We start from the raw sequence: 19,356 nt of genomic DNA, 5'->3' as shown, positions 1-19,356 counted from the left end.
ATGACGAGGACCGGACACACACCCCACAGGACCCCTCCCCACGGACCGGCGCACGCCTGGCGGGTGGTGTGGCGGATCACCAGGCTCAACTTCAAGGCCCGGCTGGAGTACCGGGGCGAGTTCCTGATGAACGTCGCCGTCGGGGCGATCTGGCAGGTCTCCATCGTCGTCTTCGCCTCGGTGCTGCTCACGCGGTTCCCCGGACTCGGCGGCTGGTCCAGCTCCGACGTGCTGCTCATCGCCAGCATGCGCATGCTGGCCCATGGGCTGTACGTACTCTTCCTCGGCCGCGTCCAGTACATGCAGGTCCTCGTCCAGGAGGGGGTCGTCGACCCCTGCCTGATCCGCCCGATGCCGGTCTACCGGCAGGTTCAGCTGGCCTTCTTCCCGGTCAACGCGATCGGCGACCTGGTCGTCGCGGCCGGGCTGTTCGTCGCCACGCTGCAGCGCAGCTCCCTCGACTGGACGGCGGGCCGGGTCACGTACGTGCTGGCCGGTGTGCTCGGCGGCATGCTGGTCGAGGCCGCGCTCTTCACCGCCCTGGCCGCCGCCGCGCTGCACTTCCCGGCCACCGCCTACTGGAGCCAGTGGCTGGAGGAGCTGATGGGGACCTTCGGCAGCTACCCCCTCAGCATCCTCCCGAGGGCCGTGTCCGCCGCGTTCACCTTCGTCGTCCCGCTCGCCTTCATCGCGTACTTCCCCGCCGGCGTACTGACCGGGCACGGCGACGCGATGGGCGTACCGCAGGCACTGGCGGTGGCCTCCCCCTTCATCGGCCTCACCGCGTTCGTCCTGTCGAGGCTGCTGTGGAACTGGAGCCTGAGCAAGTACACGGGGGTCAACGGGTAGGTCAGACCTCCGGGACGCGGCGGAACATCCCCGCCACCGCCAGTTCCTCCTCGATCCGCCCGACCGCGTCCCGCAGTTGAGGCAGAACCTCCTCCACACACTCCTCGACCGAACGCCGACTGCTGTGCATGGCGACATTCACCGCGGCGACGACCCGCCCGCCCCGCTCCCGCACCGGCACCGCGACGGACCGCAGCCCCTCCTCCAACTCCCCGTCGACGAGGGCGTATCCGGCGGCCCGTACCCGCTTCAGGACGGTCAGCAGTTCCGGCCGGTCGGTGATCGTCTGCGGGGTCAGCGGGACCAGACGTTCCGGGGGCGGGAGTGGGGCCTTCGGGAGCAGGTCGGCGAGCATGACGCGGCCGAGCGAGGTCGCGTACGCGGGCAGCCGGGTGCCGAGGGTGATGTTGACGCTCATGATGCGGCTCGTGGCGACCCGCGCCGTGTACTGCACCTCGTCCCCACCCCCGGTGAGCACCGCGAGGGAGGCCGAGTCGTGGACCCGCGCGGAGAGTTCGGCCAGGTGCGGTGCGGCGATGCGGGGAAGGGGAAGCATCGACAGGGGCGGGAAGCCCAGGCCCAGTACGCGGGGCGTGAGCCGGAAGACGCGGTCGTACGACTCGACGTACCCGAGGTGTTCGAGAGTGATCAGCGCGCGCCGGGCCGTCGCGCGGGCGAGCCCGGTGGCCCTGGCGACCTCCGTGAGGGTCAGCTCCGCGCGCCCCTCGCCGAACGAGGTGATCACGGTCAGCCCCCGGGCGAGGGACTCGATGAACTCCCGGCCCAGTTCCTGCTTGGAGGTGCCGGTCCAGGCGGCGAGGCCGGAGGGGGCCGAGGTGTCGCCCCGCGCAGCGGTGACCGGCGGCGGGGGGTCCCGTAGCTCCCGCAGTTCCCGTTCCATCGCCGCCACGGCCACCCGCAGCCGTGGCAGCAGTGTCGACCGCAGGGACTCCGCCGTGTGCCGGCTCGTATGGCTGACGACGTTCGCCACACACACGATCCGTCGTGTACGGGGGTCCCGCACGGGTACGGACACCGCGACCAGCCCGGGTTCGATCAACTGGTCGTCCAGTGCCCAGCCCTGGGCGCCCGCCCGTGCCGTACGGTCCTCGAAGTCGTCGTACGCGCCGGCGCGCGGAGGCACGGCCGGGAAGCCGCGGCCCTCCGGGTCGGCCGTACGGCGGGCCCGCCACCGGGCCCAGTCGGACGGCTCCCACTCGGTGGCGAACAGCGGGCCGGGTGCGGTGCGTTCGGCGGGGAGGAGGTCGCCGATGCGGAAGCTGAGGGACATCGCGCGGCGGCGGGTCGCCTGGTGGATGAAGCGGACGCCGTCCCGGTCGCGGACCGCGAGGGACATCGACTCGTCCAGCTCGTCGGCGAGGGCGTCCGCGTGGGCGTCGAGGAGGCGGGGGAGGCGGAGGGCGGCCAGGTAGGCGTTGCCCAGCTCCATCAGGCGGGGGGCGAGGACGACGTCGCGGCCGTCCAGTCGTACGTAGCCCATGCGGGCCAGCGTCGCCGTGATCCGGTCGACCGTGGAGCGCGCGAGTCCGGTGGCCTTCTCCAGCGCGCTCGGGCTCAGCGTTCCGTCCGCGTCGGTGAGCCGGCGCAGCACGGTGATGCCCCGCATCAGGGGGGCGACGGCTTCGGCCGGCGCGGGCGCGGGGGCTGACGCCGGCGCGAGGGCGGGGGCCGGGGCCGGGCCTGGGACGTTCGGGAGCATGGGTTCACGGTAATGCGGCCCGCTCGCGCCGCCGCGCGGGGCGCCTCTTGGCTCGGGGGTACGGGTGCGTCGGCGGGTGCGGGCCCGGTGGGGCTTCTCGCGCAGTTCCCCGCGCCCCTGAAAAGCAGGGGCTGCACCCGGTGCTTTCCGGCGCCCGAAGGGCCGTCGCCGTTCAGGTACGCAGGGCTGCCTGGTGCCTCAGGGGCACGGGGGACCGAGCGACCGGCCCCCGGACTCGTACCTGACCCCAGGACCCGTACCAGCCCCCGGACCCGTCGTACTGACCCGGACCCGTACCTGACGCCGGACCCTCACCTGACCCCGGACCCAGCCGCCCCCCACACTCTCCTCACCCCCGCCGAACCACCACCCGATGGCTTCCCCCGGCACCCACCCCCGCCACGGCGATCTCCACCCTCGCCCGCCTGTCCTTGAACGTCTCACCGGAGACGAGCGGCGCGTCGGACAGCTCCGCGTGGACGTTGGGGCTGCGCGTGCACCCCCCGCTGTCCCGGCGGGAGTCGTGCACCCTGATGGGCCCGTTCCCGGTGTCGACCGTCGCGTCGACCCGGTACACGAGCACACCCGGTCGGCACACCACCGCGTCGTTGCCCGCCCGCGTCCGCAACTCGGCGACGTACGCCGTCCGGGAGCTGAGCGGGACGACGACCAGCTTCGCGCCCCCGGCGGTGGCGAGCGGGGTCAGCGCGTACTCGACAGCGCCGGCCGTCGCCGCGCAGCCGACCTGTGTCTCGTCGAGCCACCCGAGCTTCCACTTGTGCCAGCCCAGCAGATCGTTCTCGACGCCCCAGTCCTCGCTCATGATGTCCCAGTGCCCGACGGCGCCCCCGCCCTCGTGCGTGTAGAGGTCGGGCAGCCCGAAGACATGGCCGTTCTCGTGGGGGAGGACCCGGTACCCGGTGTCCGCGTACGAGCCCGAGCCGTCGTCCTGGCGGCTGTAGACGAACGACGCGTTGGCGACCGGCACGCCGTCCGCGATCGGCGCCTCCCGGTTGCCGGCGAAGGTCACCGACAGGACGGTGTCGAGGGCGGAGGGCCCCGCGTTCGGGGTGACGAGGACGTTGATGAGGTCGTACGCCCGGAAGTCCACGAGCGGATCGGCGGCCCGCACCATGTCCTGCACCAGCCGGCGGTAGCCGGGGTCGAAGGGGGCGCCGCGCTCTATGCCGTAGGAACGGAAGGACTTCGGCATCCGCAGCCACTCGGTGAGCGGGGCCTCGGGGCGGTAGTCGATACGGCCGTAACTACTGGTCCTGAACCACTTCTGGGTCTGCGGGGCGAACTCCGCGAAGCGGTCCATCGCGCTGCCCTCGCCGGGCGCGTCGGAGAAGTCGATCATCAGGTTGAGGGCGCGGACCGTGCCGGTGGAGCGGGCGTAGCCGGGCGGGGTCGGGATGCCCTCGGACATCTGGGTACCGAGCGGGCCGCGGATCATGCAGGGGTTGAGCGCCGTACCGCGGACCGGGGCCGTGGCCCCCGCGGCCGTCGTGGTGTCCTTCGCCACCAGGTGCCCGGTACCGGCGGAGGTGCTGACCGCGAGGGTGAGGGCGGTGACGGAGGCGAGCGCGACGACGCGGCGCGGACGTATCCGGCGCGGGGGTATCCCGTTTCGGCGGAACGGCTGCTGCATCCACGCGCCCTTCACTCCACGGCAGCCGTCCGTGACGAGGCTGTCCTCCTTCGATCACCCTGGTTCGAGGGGTGCGCGGGCGCGCGCTGGAAGGGCCGAACGTGGGCATCGGCGCCCGGACGCGCGGCGGCTCATCCGCCCGTGGTCGAGGCGTAGCCGAGGCGTGGTCGAGATGAGGTCCGGAGGGCGTGGTCGAGATGAGGTCCGGAGGCGATCCGGAGGCGTTTCGGACCATCATCCGCATGACATCCACGTGTGATCCAGGTCACAGGAAAAGTCTTCGGTGAGGGGAAATAACCGGGGATCGTTTCCCCGTTTAGCCATGTGTCCGAGCGAAACGGGGACTCCATCCCCGGATCGCCACCGGGCGCCCCCCACACCACCGGATCAGTCAGCAGAGGAGTACGCCGTGGAGACCGCCACCGCCGTACGTCGCAAGGTGTCCCGCCCCCGGGCCGACGCCCTGCGCAATCGGGAGCGGATCGTCGGTGCCGCCCGGGAGATGTTCGTGGAGTTCGGCCCCGATGTGCCGCTCGACGAGGTCGCCCGCCGGGCCGGCGTCGGCAACGCCACGCTGTACCGCAACTTCCCGGACCGCGAAGCGCTGGTCCGTGAGGTCGTCTGCTCGGTCATGGACCGTACGGCCCTCGCGGCCGAGGCCGCGCTCACCGAGACCGGTGACGCGTTCGAGGCGCTCTCGCGCTTCGTGCACACCTCGGCCGACGAGCGGATCAGTGCCCTCTGCCCGATGATCCAGAGCACGTTCGACACGCACCACCCCGACCTGGAGGCGGCGCGTGAGCGCCTGGAGGATCAGGTCGAGGGGATCATGCAGCGCGCCCGGGACGCCGGGCAGCTGCGCCCCGACGTGGGCGTCGGCGACCTGATGATCGCCGTCAGCCAGCTCAGCAGGCCCCCGGCCGGCACCCAGTGCGGGGGCGCCGACCGCTTCCTCCACCGCCATCTCCAACTGTTCCTGGACGGCCTGCGCGCCCCGGCTCCCTCCGAACTGCCCGGTGCCCCGGTGACCGTGGAGGACCTACGGAGGCCGTGCCCTTCCTGAACCACAGACTCACTGAACCGCTGAACCGCTGAACCGCTGAACCGCTGAACCGCTGACCCCGAGGCTGTCGACGACGACACGCCCTCCCTCGCGACGCCCTTGACCGCACCCGGTACCGATCGCCGCGTCATCCGATGACGATCGCTCGGGCACCACCTCATACCGATCACTTTCGTCACCTCATACCGATCTTTCCGTCACCCGATACCGATCTTTCCGTCACGAAGTCCCGAAGTGGGTACCTCCATGTCCGAAACAGTCCGCGGCGCCTCCGGAACACCCGGGTCGGCGGCCGATCAGCGAAACGACGCGCACGCCACCCGCTGGAAAGCGCTCGTCTTCATCGCCCTCGCCCAGCTGATGGTCGTGCTCGACGCGACCATCGTGAACATCGCCCTTCCCTCCGCCCAGCAGGATCTGGGGATATCGGACGGCAACCGCCAGTGGGTCATCACCGCGTACGCGCTGGCCTTCGGCGGTCTGCTCCTCTTCGGCGGCCGTATCTCCGACCTGTGGGGCCGCAAGCGCACCTTCGTCACCGGTCTGATCGGCTTCGCCGGTGCCTCCGCGCTGGGCGGCGCGGCCACCGGTGAGGCGATGATGCTGGGCGCCCGCGCGCTCCAGGGCGCCTTCGGCGCGCTGCTCGCGCCTGCCGCGCTCTCCCTTCTGGCCGTGATGTTCACCGACGCCAAAGAGCGCGCCAAGGCGTTCGGCATCTACGGTGCGATCGCCGGTGGCGGCGGTGCCGTGGGCCTGATCCTCGGCGGCTTCCTCACCGAGTACCTGGACTGGCGCTGGACGTTCTTCGTCAACATCCCGTTCGCGGTGATCGCGGCGGTCGGCGCGTACTTCGTCATCCGTGAGCCGGCGGGCGGCCGCAACCGTTCCCCGCTCGACATCCCCGGCGTCGTCCTGTCCACCCTGGGCCTGGTCTCCCTGGTCTACGGCTTCACGCGGGCCGAGTCCGAGGGCTGGGGGGACTCGATGACGATCACGCTGTTCGTCGCCTCGGCGGTGCTCCTCGCGACCTTCGTGCTCGTCGAGTCCAAGGTCAAGGCCCCGCTGCTGCCGCTGCGCGTCATCACCGAGCGCAACCGTGGCGGTGTCTACCTCTCCCTCGGCCTCGCGATCATCGCGATGTTCGGCCTGTTCCTCTTCCTGACCTACTACCTGCAGATCGTGAAGGGGTACTCGCCGGTCAAGACGGGCTTCGCCTTCCTGCCCATGATCGTGGGCATGATCACCGGCTCGACCCAGATCGGCACCCGCCTCATGACCCGGGTCCCGCCGCGCCTGCTGATGGCCCCGGGCTTCCTGGTCGCCGGTCTCGGCATGCTGCTGCTGACGCAGATGGAGGTCGACTCCTCGTACGCCGGTCTGCTGCTGCCGGCCCAGCTGCTGCTCGGCCTCGGTATGGGTACGGCGTTCATGCCGGCGATGTCCCTGGCGACGTACGGCGTCGAACCGCGTGACGCGGGTGTGGCCTCCGCCATGGTCAACACCTCGCAGCAGGTCGGCGGTGCCATCGGCACGGCGCTGCTGAACACGGTCGCCGCCTCCGCGACCACGTCCTACGTCGCGGACCACATCGGTTCGGCCACCTCGAAGCCGGCCGCCCAGCTGGTCCAGCTCCAGGGCATGGTCAACGGCTACACCACCGCCATCTGGTTCGCCGTGGGCATCCTGGTGGCCGCCGCCACCATCGCCTTCACCTTCGTCACGACGGGCAAGCCCGACATGACGGCGACGGCGGGATCGGACGCGGACGCGACGGATGAGCTCAAGGTCCCGGTGATCGCCCACTGACAGCGGACCCGGACTGACGGAAGGGGAGGGGTGGGGCAGGGACGGAGTCCCCTGCCCCACCCCTCCCGTCATCCCGCACGCGAACTCAGCACGACAAGCACATCAAGCACATCAAGCACGACCGGCCGACCGGGCCCGGAACGCTCGGAGGAACCGCGCCCACAGGCGGCCGAAGCCCGTCACCCGACGTCCGAATCACGACGTCCGGAGCCTGTCGCCTGTCGCCTGTCGCCTGTCGCCTGTCGCCTGTCGCCTGTCGCCTGTCGCCTGTCGCCTGTCGCCTGTCGCCTGTCGCCTGTCGCCTGTCGCCCGCGCCCGCGACGACGCCCCGCCCACCGCCCCGCATCGACCTCCGGCAGCCCTAGACACCCCCACGGACGCCGCGACCCCGACGACCCCACCCCGAACCCCGGCGGAGCGCTACCGCAGCCACGGCAGATCCGCCCCCGCCTCGCTCGGCTGCAGCCCCTCCGCGACGATCGCCATGATCTCGCCGAGGGCCTTCCGCTGCTCATCCGACAGCCGGTCGAACAGCGCCTGCCGCACCGCGCCCACATGCCCCGGCGCGCTCTCGGCGAGCATCTCCAGGCCCCCGTCCGTCAGCACTGTGAACTGGCCCCGCTTGTCCGACGGGCAGTCCTCGCGCCGTACCCACCCGTTCTTCTCCAGCCGGGCCACGGCGTGCGACAGCCGCGACCGCGTGATCTTCGTCTGCATCGCCAGCTCGGTCATCCGCAGTCGGCGTTGCGGTGCCTCGGACAGCACGACGAGCAGGTGGTAGTAGAGGTGGGGCATGCCCGCGTCGCGCTGCAACTGGCGGTCGAGATGGTCTTCGAGCAGGGTCGTGGCGTGCACGTAGGCGAGCCAGGTGCGCTGCTCCTCGGCGGTGAGCCAGCGGGGTTCTTCCTCAGTGGATGCGGTCTTCATGCTCCCACTGTACGAGGCCCCTTCTTGAAATTTGAACTATAGAGATGTAAGGTGAAACAAGAAATATTGAGACTTCAACTACTGGGGAGTTGGAAGGAGTCTCAAGCGCCTGGTGCGCCAGGCGAATCCAAGGAGACTGAAGCGACCACCGGGCCCGCCGAGGCGCGCGTGTCGTGGTGCGTCGCGCGTGTTGAGGGAGTCACCCCTATGTCCGCCGCAACCGCCGAGCGCATGCCCGCCCTGTACCTGAGCCACGGGGCCCCGCCGCTCGCCGACGACCCGATCTGGCCCGGCGAACTCGCCGCCTGGTCCGCGACCCTGCCCCGCCCCAAGGCCGTGCTCATGATCTCCGCCCACTGGGAGGAGGCCCCCCTCGCCCTCGGCGCGATCGAGACCCTCCCCCTGGTCTACGACTTCTGGGGCTTCCCCGAGCACTACTACAAGGTCCGGTACGCCGCCCCGGGCGCCCCCGAGCTGGCTGCCTCGGTCCGCAAGCTGCTCCAGGCCCCCGGCACCCCCGTCCAGGACATCCCCGACCGGGGCCTCGACCACGGCGCGTACGTCCCCCTGGTGGAGATGTTCCCGGACGCCGACATCCCGGTCCTGCAGATCTCCATGCCGACCCTCGACCCGCGCAAGCTGATGGACATCGGCCGCAAGCTCGCCCCTCTCCGTGACGAGGGCGTGTTGATCATCGGGTCCGGTTTCTTCACCCACAACCTCGCCGCCCTCCGTCAGGCCGGCACCCCCACCTGGTCCACGGAGTTCGACGACTGGGGCAACCGGGCCCTCGAATCCCGCGACTGGGACGCCCTCCTCGACTTCCTTCACAAGTCCCCGGCCGGGCAGCTGGCCCACCCCCGCACGGAGCACTTCGCCCCCCTCTTCGTCACGATGGGCGCGGCCGAGGCCTCTGGCGAACTGGACGCCCAGCGGTCGGTGATCGACGGCTTCTGGATGGGCCTGGCGAAGCGGTCGGTGCAGTTCGGGTAGTGGGTCCGGGCGACCTGGACGCGCAGGCCGGGGCTCCTTACCCCAGAGGTCATCGACCCCGGCCCCTACGCCTGGCAGTCTCGTCGGCGTCAAGGGCGGCGAGGCCGGCGTTCGAGCCCCCGCCCGCGTGAGCCCGGCCGACCGGAAGGACCCCACCCCATGCCCGCGTACGCCATAGCCCACCTCAGGGACGCCGCCCCGCACCCGGAGATCGCCGAGTACATCGAGCGCATCCCCGCCACCTTCGAGCCGTACGGCGGCCGCTTCCTCGTACACGTCGCCCAGCACGAGGTGAAGGAGGGGAGCTGGCCGGGGGCCGTCGTGGTGATCGGCTTCCCCGGGATCGCCGAGGCGCGGAGCTGGTGGGACTCGCCCGCGTACCAGGAGATCGCCCCTTTGCGCTCACGGCACATCACGGGCGACATCATCCTGGTCGAAGGGGTACCCGAGGGCTACGACCCCACCGCCACGGCCAAGGCGATGAGGGAGTCCTTGCCCACCGAGTCCTTGCCCACCGAGTCCCTGCCCACCGAACGCCCCTTGCCGACCGAATCCCTGCCCGCTGAGCCCAGGCCCGCCGAATAGCAACCCGGCCTTCAGCGCTTCGGACCCGTGCGCCCCAGATGTTCAGTCTCGTCGAGCCTCTTCTCGTACCAGGCCACATCCCAGAACCGCCCGAACTTCCGCCCGACCTCCCGATACGTGCCGACGTACCGGAACCCGAACCGCTCGTGCAGCCGTGTCGACGCCTCGTTCGGCTGGGCGATCCCCGCGTAGGCGCGGTGGACGTCCTCGTCGGCGAGTGCCTCGAAGAGGGCCCTGTACAGCAGCGTGCCCACGCCCCGGCCGCCCGCGTCCGGGGCGAGGTACACCGACACCTCCACCGAGGTGTCGTACGCCGGTTTCCCGCGAAACGCGCTGCTCGTGGCGTACCCCAGAATCCGCTGTGAGTCCTTCGCGGTGGCAACCATCAGGCGGTGCGGGCCGTCTTCAGGGTGGGAGAGCAGCCAAGGGCGGCGCTCTTCCGGAGTGAAGACAGCGGTATCAAATGTGATGGGCGTCTCACGGACATAGTGGTTGTAGAGGTCGGTGAGGGCGGCGAGGTCGGTCTCGACTCCTGGTCTGACCTGCACCTCTGCGGACTCTCCGGACATCTCGCCTCCTCCTGCGGCGGCACAGGGTACTGCAAGATCAGAAAAATAGTGGGACCGGTGGGGAATTCTGTCCTGATTCCAGTCGTTGTTTCCTTCGGAAGCAGGGCACTCGGGAGAGTGTCCGAGCGGCCGCATCGAGACACACGTAGGACCAGATACGACCCTGCCAGCCCACCATCGCAAGGGAGCACGCATGGCAACCCGTGCCGTCGCCGCTCGTCGTTCGTCCGCCTCCGGCCGGACCGACGCGGCTCGCAGCGTTCGCGCCTCTGGCGGCGAGATCGCCGACCGCGACCTGGTCGGCATGTACCTCGACGAGATCGCGCGTACACCGCTGCTCGACGCCGCCAAGGAAGTCGAGCTGTCCCAGGTCATCGAGGCGGGTGTGTTCGCCCAGCAGATCCTCGACGGCGATGAGGAGGCCAAGGCGGACGCGACCCGCGAAGAGCTCGAAGCCCTCGTCGCCGACAGCGAGCGGGCCAAGGACATCTTCATACGGTCCAACCTGCGCCTCGTCGTGGCCGTCGCCCGGCGCTATCCGCGCAGTGGACTGCCCCTGCTCGACCTCATCCAGGAGGGGAACGCGGGCCTGGTCCGCGCGGTGGAGAAGTTCGACTACCGCAAGGGCTTCAAGTTCTCGACGTACGCCACCTGGTGGATCCGTCAGGCCATCACCCGGTCGATCGCGGACCAGTCGCGCACCATCCGGCTGCCCGTCCACCTGGTCGAGGAGCTGGGCCGGATCCGCCGTGTGCAGCGCGAGTTCAACCGCGAGCACGGGCGCGACCCCGAGCCCGCCGAGATCGCCGCCGAGCTGGGTTCCAACCCGGAACGCGTCGTCGACGTCCTCGACTGGGCCCGCGACCCGGTCTCGCTGAACATGTCGGTGGACGACGACGGTGACACCCAGTTCGGCGACCTGCTGGAGGACACCTCCGCGGTCTCGCCCGAGCAGTCCGTGCTCACGCTGCTGCGCAGCGAGGAGCTCGACGACCTCATCGGGCGCCTCGACCAGCGCACCGCGTCCATCATCAAGATGCGGTACGGCATCGAGGACGGCCGCGAGCGCACCCTCACCGAGGTCGGCAAGGAACACGGGCTCACCCGTGAGCGGATCCGCCAGATCGAGAAGCACGCCCTGCTCGAACTGAAGAAGCTGGCCCGCGACACGGGTTTCGACGCGGTCGCCTGACCCCCGACCAACTCGTTCGAGGAGCAGAACGGCGACCGTCGCCGGGTACGGACCAAAGACCCCGTACGGCCCAACCCCTGGGGCCGCCACGGGGCTTGGCCCGGTGTACCGACGTAAGCCGGCCACGACTTGGCCGTTTCTGTGCCGCCAGTTGGCCGTACTACGCCGCTTGAACTCCCCGTTCCCGGGGCACAAGACTTCCGGGCCCACGACTTCCCCGGGCCCGGAGCCGCCAGGCCCGGGACCCGGAGTCCGAGGGAGTCGGGGGTACACCGCGCACCGAAGCGACACCTGAGCGAGCCCGCACCACCGTACGACGTAGGCCTTCACCACCCGCAGCGCCCTGCCGAGGCCCCGCCCCCGGGACTCCACCGCAGGACCCCCGACCGCACCGAGACCATCCGAAGCCAAGTCCCGACGCTCTCCCCCCAGCGCCGGGACTCTCCGAGAGCCGGGCTTCGGCGCCTCCCCCCCCTGGCGCCGAAGCCCGGCTTCTTTCCTGTGGCGGGCCGGGCTGGTGGCCGTGTCGCGGCCGGGCCGGGCAGACCGAAGGGCCACCCCGGACCTGAACCCCGGGGTGACCCGAACGGCAGTTTGTGCCACAGGGGTTCCTTCTGCCGAACCCGCAGGTCAGGGCGGCGCTCACGGAACCGCGGCACCGCTCACGGAACCGCGGCACCGCTCACGGAACCGGCACCGCTCACGGAACCGCGGCACCGCTCAAGGAATCGGCATCGCGGGCCTCACTCCTCGGCCCCGTCGGCTGCCCGGGTCAGCCGCGCGCCCAACTCCCGTACGTACCGGACCAGTTCCGGCGGCCCATACACGGTGAAAGCGCAGTCGACCACGGCCAGCCGCATGGCCAGCCACTCCACGGAGTCGCCGACCGAGGCCCTCAGCCGGCAGCTGTGCTCGTCGACGGGTTCGGGCGTACCCAGCCAGTGGGGCACCCGGGCCGCGATGACCTCGGCCGGCGCGGCGAAGGTGACGTCGACCGCGAATGTCTCCTGCCGCCGGTACATCGACTGCCGCAGAAACTCCTCCGCGCTCCCCGTCGGCAACTCGCGCGGCGCGAACCTGGCGCCCGTGGCGAAGGGCTCCTCGACCCGGTCGACCCGGAAGGTGCGCCAGTCGGTGCGGTCGAGGTCGTACGCGACGAGATACCAGCGGCGGCCGGTCGAGACGAGCCGGTACGGCTCGCAGTGGCGCCGCGAGTCGGTGCCGTCACCGGAGCGGTAGGCGAAGCGGAGCCGTTCCTGGCCCGCCACCGCCGAGGCCATCACGGTCAGCGTCTCGGGCGCGACCGTCGCCCCGTCGCCGCTGGTCAGGGGGGTGGTGGCGGCCTGCAGCGTGGAGACCCGGTGGCGCAACCGCGACGGCAGTACCTGTTCGAGCTTGGCGAGCGCCCGTACCGACGCCTCCTCCACGCCCTCCACCGCGTGCCCGGCCCCGGCCCGCAGCCCCACCGCGATGGCCACGGCCTCCTCGTCGTCCAGCACGAGCGGGGGCATCGCCTTGCCCGCCACCAGCCGGTACCCGCCCTCGGCCCCCATGGTCGCCTGCACCGGATAGCCCAGCTCGCGCAGCCGGTCGACGTCCCGGCGAACGGTCCGCCGTGAGACCCGGAGCCGGTCGGCGAGTTCACCGCCGGGCCACTCGCGGGGCGTCTGGAGGAGGGAGAGGAGCTGAAGGAGCCGCGCCGGGGTGTCCGTAGTCATGGAGCGAGGATGCCGCAGGAGTAGGACACGATCTGACCTACTCGACCTCTACCTTCAAGGCATGACCTCGACAACGAGCGCCCCGAAGGGGCACGGGGAACTGCGTGACCAGCCCCGATCCACCGCCAGTGACCCGACCACAGTCACCGAAACGGCGCTCCCCGCACCCCCCGACGCCGACCGACGGCGGTGGATCGCCCTCGCCATCGTCATGACGGCCGCCTTCATGGACCTCGTCGACGTCACCATCGTCAACATCGCGATCCCCTCCATCAGGCAGGGCGAGAACGCCTCGTTCAGCCAGATCCAGTGGATCACCGCGGGCTACGCCCTCGCCTTCGCCGCGGGTCTCGTCACCGGTGGCAGGCTCGGCGACATCCACGGCCGTCGGCGGATCTTCCTCCTCGGCATCGGCGGTTTCACGGTCGCCTCCGCGCTGTGCGGCCTCGCCGCGAACCCGGAGATGCTGGTGGCGGCGAGGATCGCGCAGGGCGCGACCGCCGCGCTGATGGTGCCGCAGGTGCTGTCGATCGTGCACGCGACCTTCCCGGCACACGAACGCGGCAAGGTCTTCGGGCTGTTCGGCGCGATCGTCGGCCTCGGCGCGGTCTCCGGCCCGCTGCTCGGCGCGCTGCTCATCGAGTGGAACCCGCTCGGCCTCGAATGGCGGGCGATCTTCCTGATCAACCTTCCGGTCGGCGTCGCGGGCCTGATCCTGGGCCGCCGTTTCATCACCGAGTCCAAGGCCCCGCACGCCCTGAAGCTGGACCTCGTGGGCGTCGCCCTGGTCACCGCCGCTCTGCTGATGCTGCTCTACCCGCTCACCCGGGGCCGGGAGCTGGGCTGGCCGCTGTGGGGGTATGTCTCGATGGCCGGCTCGCTCGCCGTGTTCGCGGCGCTGGTGGCGTACGAGCGGCGCAAGACCGTGCGCGACGGGTCCCCGCTCATCGAACTGTCGCTGTTCCGGGTGAAGAGCTTCGCGGCGGGCATCGCCGTGCAGACCGTCTTCGGCGTCGCCCTCGGTGTCTTCTTCCTCGTCTGGACGCTCTACCTCCAGACCGGTCTCGGCTGGAGTGTCCTGCGGGCCGGCCTCACCGGTGTGCCGTTCTCCCTCGCTGTGTCGGTGGCCGCCGGCGTCTCGGTCCAGAAACTCGTCCCGCGCTTCGGTCGCAAGGTCCTCCAGGCGGGCGCGCTGCTGATGGCGGCCGGAGTGCTGTTGTACCTGGCCGAGTCCGTACGGTACGGCCTCGCCATCACCCCCTGGCAGATGGCGTTCCCGCTGGTCGTGATGGGCGCGGGCATGGGTCTCATCGTCGCCCCGCTGACCGACGCGATCCTCTCCGGAGTGCCGCGTGAGCACGCCGGGTCCGCGTCCGGGCTGATCAGCACGGTCCAGCAGATGGGCAACGCGCTGGGACTCGGCCTCGTCGCCGTCGTCTTCTTCGGTGTCATGGACGACCACCTCGCGCCGACCGACATCGGTCCCGCCTTCGTCGACGCCTTCGAGTACGCGCTCGGCTGGGTGGCCGCGGTCCTGCTCGCGATCTTCCTGCTGATGTTCGCCCTGCCGGCACGGGCCGCGGCGGAGACGGGTGCGTCGGCGCCCGTAGGGGGCGATGAACCGGCGTCCTTGCGAGGCGGTGAGCCGGTGTCCGTGGAGGTCGGTGAGCCGGTGCGCTGACCGGTGGAGGGTCTGCTCGCCGAAGGCCGAAAGCCGAACGCCGAACGCCGAACGCCGAACGCCGAAAGCCGAACGGCGAGGGGCGAGCGGTGAAATCCGAACGGCGAACGGCGAACGGCGAACGGGAGCGGGGCCGGGCACCCTCTGGGGGCCGGGCCCCGCTCCCGTCGTGCGTCCCGGCCGTGCCCGATCGGGCCCACTCATGCCCATTCATGTCTGCTTGGCGAGCCCCGAACCGCCCCGAACCTGTTTACTTTCCGGACATCCAGGCGTAGCCTCCGAGCGAAACCACAGAATCGGGCACCAGTCGGAGGCGAACGGACATGTACGCACCCGAGCGGCAGCAGGAGATCCTCCGGCTCGCGCGTGACGGCGGCCGGGTGGACGTGGTGTCGCTGGCCGAGCAGTTCCAGGTCACGGCCGAGACGATCCGCCGGGATCTGAAGGCCCTCGACCGCGCCGGCCTCGTCCAGCGGGTGCACGGCGGCGCGATCCCCGCCGGCCGTCTGGACTTCGAGCCCGACCTCGCCGAACGCGAAGGCACCGCCGCCGACGAGAAGGACCGCATCGCCCAGGCCGCACTCGCCGAACTGCCGGGCGACGGCACGATCCTCCTCGATGCCGGTACGACGATCGCGCGCCTCGCCGCCGCCATCCCGCTGGAGGCCGCCCTCACTGCGGTCACCCACAGCCTGCCGATCGCGGCCCGCCTCGCCGACCACCCGGGCATCCAGCTCCATCTGGTCGGCGGCCGTGTCCGCACCCGCACCCGCGCCGCCGTGGACGCCTGGGCACTGCGGGCCTACGGCGAGATCCGCGCCGACGTCCTCTTCGTGGCCGCCAACGGCTTCTCCGTCGACCACGGTCTGACCACGCCCGACCTCGCCGAGGCCGCCGTCAAGCGCGCGGCGGTGGCCGCCGCCCGGCGCGTGGTGCTGCTCGCCGACTCCTCCAAGCACGGCCAGGAGCACTTCGCCCGCTTCGGCGACCTGAGCGACGTGGACCTGCTCATCACCGACAGCGGACTGCACCCCGAGGACGCCCTCACCATCGAGCGCAAGGGCACCGAGGTGCTGCGTGTCCCGGGCGCCGCCCCCGCCGGCGGCTCCACCGCGACCGCCGGCCGGAAAGACCGCTCATGATCCTCACCGTCACCCCGAACCCGTCCCTCGACCGCACCTACGAGGTCCCCTCCCTCGACCGCGGCGAGGTCATCCGGGCCACCGGCGAGCGCATGGACCCGGGCGGCAAGGGCGTCAACGTCTCCCGGGCGGTCGCCGCCGCGGGCCGGCGCACCGTGGCCGTACTGCCCCTCGGCGGAGCGCCGGGCGCGCTGGTCGCCGACCTGCTCGACGCGCAGGGCATCGAGGTCGCCCGAGTGCCGGTGGCCGGGGCCACCCGCTCCAACATCGCCCTCGCGGAGGCCGACGGCGTCCTGACGAAGATCAACGCGCCCGGCCCCGAACTGTCCGCCCCCGAGCGCGAGCTTCTCCTGGAGACCGTCCGCGCCCAGTCCGCCGACGCCTCCTGGATCGCCTGCTGCGGCAGCCTCCCGCGCGGCCTCGCCCCGTCCTGGTACGCCGAACTCGTCGCCCGCGCCCACGCGGCCGGCGCCCGCATCGCCCTGGACACCTCCGGCCCGGCCCTCCTCGCCGCACTCCGCGAACGCCCGGACGTCGTCAAGCCCAACGCCGAGGAACTCGCCGAAGCCGTGGGCCGTCCCCTCGCCACGATCGGCGACGCCGTCAAGGCCGCGGAGGAACTCCGCGAGATGGGCGCCGACGCGGTACTGGCCAGTCTCGGCGCCGACGGTCAGCTTCTCGTCGACGCCTCGGGCGCCTGGTTCGGCACCGCCCGCGTCGACGCCGTCCGCAGCAACGTCGGCGCCGGCGACTCCTCCCTCGCCGGCTTCCTCATCGCCGGCGGCCGCGGCCCCGAAGCCCTCGCCTCCGCCGTCGCCCACGGCGCCGCCGCCGTCCAGCTCCCGGGCAGCGTCATGCCGACCCCGCGCGACCTGGACACGGCGGCGGTGACGGTGACGGCCGAGGTACCGGCGGACCGGGTGCTGCGGGAGGGGGTGTCGTGATGGGTGGAGGATCGGGAACGAACGTTCTTTTTGCCCGCCGTCGCGTGAACCTGCCTGCGCCTTGCTTCGCCCTCCCCTGCGGCTCGCGAACGAACGCTCGTTTTGGCTGCTGCCGCGCGAACGGGCCTGCGCCCTGCCCCGCCGTCCTCCCCGGCGCCCCGCGAACGAACCTTCGTTTTGCGTTACCACCGCCACACACCGACACCACCCCCGGCCGTCCCTCCAGGCCCGGGCCCCCCACCCTTCCCTCCCCACCCCTCCCCAACCCTGCCCACCACGTCCCCCGGGCGATACGCGTGCGAAGGAGCCCGCGATGAGCGAGATGATCACCGCGGATCTGGTCGACCTCGACCTGTCCGCCGATACGAAGGAAGCGGCGGCGCGTGCCCTCGCCGAGCGCATGGTCGCGAAGGGCCGGGTCACCGACCTGGACGGTTTCCTCGCCGACGTGGCCGCCCGTGAGGCGCAGATGCCGACCGGCCTCGACGGCGGCATCGGCATCCCGCACTGCCGCAGCGCGCACGTCACCGAGCCGACCCTCGGCTTCGGCCGCAGCGCGGCCGGCGTCGACTTCGGGGCACCCGACGGCCCCGCCGACCTGATCTTCCTCATCGCCGCCCCGGCGGGCGCGGACGACGCCCACCTCACGATCCTCTCCTCCCTCGCCCGTCAACTGATGAACACCGAGTTCACGGACGCCCTGCGCGCCGTGGACGACGCGGGCCGCGCCGCCGCGCTCATCCGGGGCGACGACGCGACCGAGGGCACCGAAGACTCCGCGGCGGCGTCGGGCGGAACGGCCTCCCCCGACGCCGTCGCGGTCAGCACGACCCCGGCGCCGACTGCCGAGGAGGTCGCCCCCCAGGAGGTCGCCCCCCGGGAGGCGGCCCCTCAGGAGACCGCCGAGGCCCGCCCGTTCCGTATCGTCGCCGTCACCTCCTGCCCCACCGGCATCGCGCACACCTATATGGCCGCCGAGTCGCTGGAGAACGCGGGCCGGGACGCCGGTGACGTGGAGATCGTCGTCGAGACGCAGGGCTCGGCCGGCTTCTCCCGCCTCGACCCGGCCGTCATCGCCGCCGCCGACGGCGTGATCTTCGCCCACGACGTGCCCGTACGGGAGAGGGACCGGTTCGCCGGGAAGCCCACCGTCGACGTCGGCGTGAAGGCGGGCATCAGCCGCCCCGCCGCCCTGATCGCCGAGGTCCGCCAGAAGGCCGAGCGCGGCGAGGTCACGGCCGCCGCCCGGCCCGGCACCCCCGTCGACCGGGCGGGCGAGTCCGGCGACGGCTACGGCACCAAGCTGCGCAAGTGGCTGATGTCCGGCGTGAGTTACATGGTCCCGTTCGTCGCGGCGGGCGGTCTGCTGATCGCCCTGGGCTTCGCGATCGGCGGCTGGGAGATCAACAAGGCCAAGCCGGTCACCGAGCACTTCGTCTGGCTCCAGGCCGACAGCTGGGCGGCCCTGCTGTTCCAGATCGGCGCCGTCGCCTTCGGCTTCCTGATCCCGGTCCTCGCCGGATACATCGCGTACGGCATGGCGGACCGGCCGGGTCTGGTCCCCGGCTTCGTCGGCGGCATGATCGCCGCCAACATCAACGCAGGCTTCCTCGGCGGTCTGGTCGCCGGTCTGCTCGCGGGTGCGGTCGTCCTCGGTATCCAGCGGATCAAGATCCCACCGGTGATGCGCGGCATCATGCCGGTGGTCGTGATCCCGCTGGTCTCGTCGCTCGTCGTCGGCTTCCTCATGCTCGTGGTGATCGGCAAGCCCATCGCCGAGGCCCAGAAGGGCATGACGGACTGGCTGAGCGGCCTCTCCGGCAGCAACGCCGTCCTGCTCGGCGTCCTCCTCGGCCTGATGATGTGCTTCGACCTGGGCGGCCCGGTCAACAAGGTCGCGTACGCCTTCGCCACCGCCGGTATCGCCGTGCAGGACCCCAGCCCCGCCGCGATGAAGATCATGGCGGCCGTCATGGCGGCCGGTATGGTCCCGCCGCTGGGCATGGCGCTCGCCACCACGATCCGCAAGAAGCTGTTCACCACCGCCGAGCGCGAGAACGGCAAGGCGGCCTGGGTGCTCGGCGCCTCGTTCATCTCCGAGGGTGCGATCCCCTTCGCGGCGGCCGACCCGCTGCGCGTGATCCCGGCGTCCATGGCGGGCGGCGCGGTCACCGGGGCGCTGGCCATGGCCTTCGGCTCGACCCTGCGCGCCCCGCACGGCGGCATCTGGGTCACCCCGCTGATCGGGAAGCCGCTCCTCTACCTGCTGGCCATCGCGATCGGTACGGCGGTTACGGCCGGCCTGGTCATCCTCCTGAAGGGCATGCGCAGGGCCCCGGCGGACACGGCGCCCGAGTCCGCTCCCGCCGCAGTCGCGGCGGAGACGAAGGAACCGGTCGCGGCCTGAACCCGTGACCGTACGCAGGCTGCGACCCCGCTCGGCAGAGGGTCGCGGCCTGACGCGTCCTCGCACCGTGCGCCCGGTCCACCCCGTGCGCCCGGTCCACCCCCGTGCG

General features: G+C 71.5%; 14 protein-coding genes and 1 pseudogene. 10 read left to right on the top strand and 5 right to left on the bottom strand.

Annotated features, from left to right (window positions below; all coding sequences use genetic code 11):
• Nucleotides 1–849, top strand: coding sequence for an ABC transporter permease (locus STRBO_RS0136385; protein WP_202500080.1), 849 nt, complete (start codon nt 1–3; stop codon nt 847–849).
• Between the two features lies 1 nt (nt 850).
• Here STRBO_RS0136385 and STRBO_RS0136380 read toward each other — a convergent pair whose 3' ends face one another.
• The gene (locus STRBO_RS0136380) at nt 851–2,569 is read right to left on the bottom strand and encodes an IclR family transcriptional regulator domain-containing protein (protein ID WP_020115643.1); all 1,719 of its coding nucleotides are present in this window, start codon (nt 2,567–2,569) and stop codon (nt 851–853) included.
• 349 nt (nt 2,570–2,918) lie between these two features.
• Complete coding sequence (locus tag STRBO_RS0136375) at nt 2,919–4,220, bottom strand: M6 family metalloprotease domain-containing protein (RefSeq protein WP_051085389.1); 1,302 nt, start codon at nt 4,218–4,220, stop codon at nt 2,919–2,921.
• Between the two features lie 409 nt (nt 4,221–4,629).
• Between STRBO_RS0136375 and STRBO_RS0136370 the strand changes: the two genes are divergently transcribed.
• Nucleotides 4,630–5,283 (top strand): TetR/AcrR family transcriptional regulator, encoded by a 654-nt coding sequence (locus STRBO_RS0136370; protein ID WP_005485989.1) that lies wholly within the window; start codon nt 4,630–4,632, stop codon nt 5,281–5,283.
• A gap of 246 nt (nt 5,284–5,529) precedes the next feature.
• Nucleotides 5,530–7,089: an MFS transporter gene (locus STRBO_RS0136365; RefSeq protein ID WP_028797052.1), complete on the top strand. Its 1,560-nt coding sequence runs from the start codon at nt 5,530–5,532 to the stop codon at nt 7,087–7,089.
• Between the two features lie 420 nt (nt 7,090–7,509).
• On the opposite strand, the gene STRBO_RS0136360 is transcribed toward STRBO_RS0136365, so the two are convergent.
• Nucleotides 7,510–8,016 (bottom strand): MarR family winged helix-turn-helix transcriptional regulator, encoded by a 507-nt coding sequence (locus STRBO_RS0136360; protein ID WP_005485983.1) that lies wholly within the window; start codon nt 8,014–8,016, stop codon nt 7,510–7,512.
• 207 nt (nt 8,017–8,223) lie between these two features.
• Between STRBO_RS0136360 and STRBO_RS0136355 the strand changes: the two genes are divergently transcribed.
• Both STRBO_RS0136355 and STRBO_RS0136350 read left to right on the top strand, forming a co-directional pair.
• Nucleotides 8,224–9,009: a dioxygenase family protein gene (locus STRBO_RS0136355; RefSeq protein WP_005485981.1), complete on the top strand. Its 786-nt coding sequence runs from the start codon at nt 8,224–8,226 to the stop codon at nt 9,007–9,009.
• Between the two features lie 159 nt (nt 9,010–9,168).
• A pseudogene (locus STRBO_RS0136350) lies at nt 9,169–9,513 on the top strand (DUF1330 domain-containing protein); the annotation flags it as partial.
• Nucleotides 9,514–9,605: 92 nt separating this feature from the next.
• Here the strand turns inward: STRBO_RS0136350 and STRBO_RS0136345 are convergent.
• Nucleotides 9,606–10,163 (bottom strand): GNAT family N-acetyltransferase, encoded by a 558-nt coding sequence (locus tag STRBO_RS0136345; RefSeq protein WP_020115642.1) that lies wholly within the window; start codon nt 10,161–10,163, stop codon nt 9,606–9,608.
• A 193-nt stretch (nt 10,164–10,356) separates the two neighbouring features.
• Between STRBO_RS0136345 and STRBO_RS0136340 the strand changes: the two genes are divergently transcribed.
• A complete protein-coding gene (locus STRBO_RS0136340) occupies nt 10,357–11,355 on the top strand; it encodes a sigma-70 family RNA polymerase sigma factor (protein ID WP_005485977.1) in 999 nt (332 codons plus the stop codon).
• A gap of 743 nt (nt 11,356–12,098) precedes the next feature.
• On the opposite strand, the gene STRBO_RS0136335 is transcribed toward STRBO_RS0136340, so the two are convergent.
• Nucleotides 12,099–13,073: a helix-turn-helix transcriptional regulator gene (locus tag STRBO_RS0136335; protein WP_005485975.1), complete on the bottom strand. Its 975-nt coding sequence runs from the start codon at nt 13,071–13,073 to the stop codon at nt 12,099–12,101.
• A gap of 61 nt (nt 13,074–13,134) precedes the next feature.
• On the opposite strand from STRBO_RS0136335, the gene STRBO_RS0136330 reads away from it, so the two are divergent.
• From STRBO_RS0136330 to STRBO_RS0136315, 4 genes are all read left to right on the top strand, one after another.
• Entirely contained in the window at nt 13,135–14,754 is a 1,620-nt protein-coding gene (locus tag STRBO_RS0136330) for an MFS transporter (protein WP_005485968.1), read from the top strand.
• Between the two features lie 323 nt (nt 14,755–15,077).
• A complete protein-coding gene (locus tag STRBO_RS0136325) occupies nt 15,078–15,896 on the top strand; it encodes a DeoR/GlpR family DNA-binding transcription regulator (protein ID WP_005485967.1) in 819 nt (272 codons plus the stop codon).
• Complete coding sequence (gene pfkB, locus STRBO_RS0136320) at nt 15,893–16,840, top strand: 1-phosphofructokinase (RefSeq protein WP_005485966.1); 948 nt, start codon at nt 15,893–15,895, stop codon at nt 16,838–16,840. Before STRBO_RS0136325 ends, pfkB begins: the two co-directional genes overlap by 4 nt.
• A 313-nt stretch (nt 16,841–17,153) precedes the next feature.
• Nucleotides 17,154–19,247, top strand: a complete 2,094-nt coding sequence (locus STRBO_RS0136315; RefSeq protein ID WP_005485965.1) for a PTS fructose transporter subunit IIABC — start codon at nt 17,154–17,156, stop codon at nt 19,245–19,247.
• The last annotated feature ends 109 nt before the right edge of the window (nt 19,248–19,356 follow it).

Origin of the sequence: Streptomyces bottropensis ATCC 25435 (assembly GCF_000383595.1) — a bacterium.
GTDB lineage: Bacteria > Actinomycetota > Actinomycetes > Streptomycetales > Streptomycetaceae > Streptomyces > Streptomyces bottropensis.
Note: the sequence above shows the minus strand (reverse complement) of the source record. Positions and strands in the feature narration are given on the sequence as shown.

Coding starts and splice junctions, on each gene's coding strand:
- pfkB (WP_005485966.1), top strand. CDS start 15,893: ATGATCCTCACCGTCACCCCGAACCCGTCCCTCGACCGCACCTACGAG.
- STRBO_RS0136355 (WP_005485981.1), top strand. CDS start 8,224: ATGTCCGCCGCAACCGCCGAGCGCATGCCCGCCCTGTACCTGAGCCAC.
- STRBO_RS0136330 (WP_005485968.1), top strand. CDS start 13,135: ATGACCTCGACAACGAGCGCCCCGAAGGGGCACGGGGAACTGCGTGAC.
- STRBO_RS0136360 (WP_005485983.1), bottom strand. CDS start 8,016: ATGAAGACCGCATCCACTGAGGAAGAACCCCGCTGGCTCACCGCCGAG.
- STRBO_RS0136345 (WP_020115642.1), bottom strand. CDS start 10,163: ATGTCCGGAGAGTCCGCAGAGGTGCAGGTCAGACCAGGAGTCGAGACC.
- STRBO_RS0136335 (WP_005485975.1), bottom strand. CDS start 13,073: ATGACTACGGACACCCCGGCGCGGCTCCTTCAGCTCCTCTCCCTCCTC.
- STRBO_RS0136380 (WP_020115643.1), bottom strand. CDS start 2,569: ATGCTCCCGAACGTCCCAGGCCCGGCCCCGGCCCCCGCCCTCGCGCCG.
- STRBO_RS0136315 (WP_005485965.1), top strand. CDS start 17,154: ATGAGCGAGATGATCACCGCGGATCTGGTCGACCTCGACCTGTCCGCC.
- STRBO_RS0136325 (WP_005485967.1), top strand. CDS start 15,078: ATGTACGCACCCGAGCGGCAGCAGGAGATCCTCCGGCTCGCGCGTGAC.
- STRBO_RS0136365 (WP_028797052.1), top strand. CDS start 5,530: ATGTCCGAAACAGTCCGCGGCGCCTCCGGAACACCCGGGTCGGCGGCC.
- STRBO_RS0136375 (WP_051085389.1), bottom strand. CDS start 4,220: ATGCAGCAGCCGTTCCGCCGAAACGGGATACCCCCGCGCCGGATACGT.
- STRBO_RS0136340 (WP_005485977.1), top strand. CDS start 10,357: ATGGCAACCCGTGCCGTCGCCGCTCGTCGTTCGTCCGCCTCCGGCCGG.
- STRBO_RS0136385 (WP_202500080.1), top strand. CDS start 1: ATGACGAGGACCGGACACACACCCCACAGGACCCCTCCCCACGGACCG.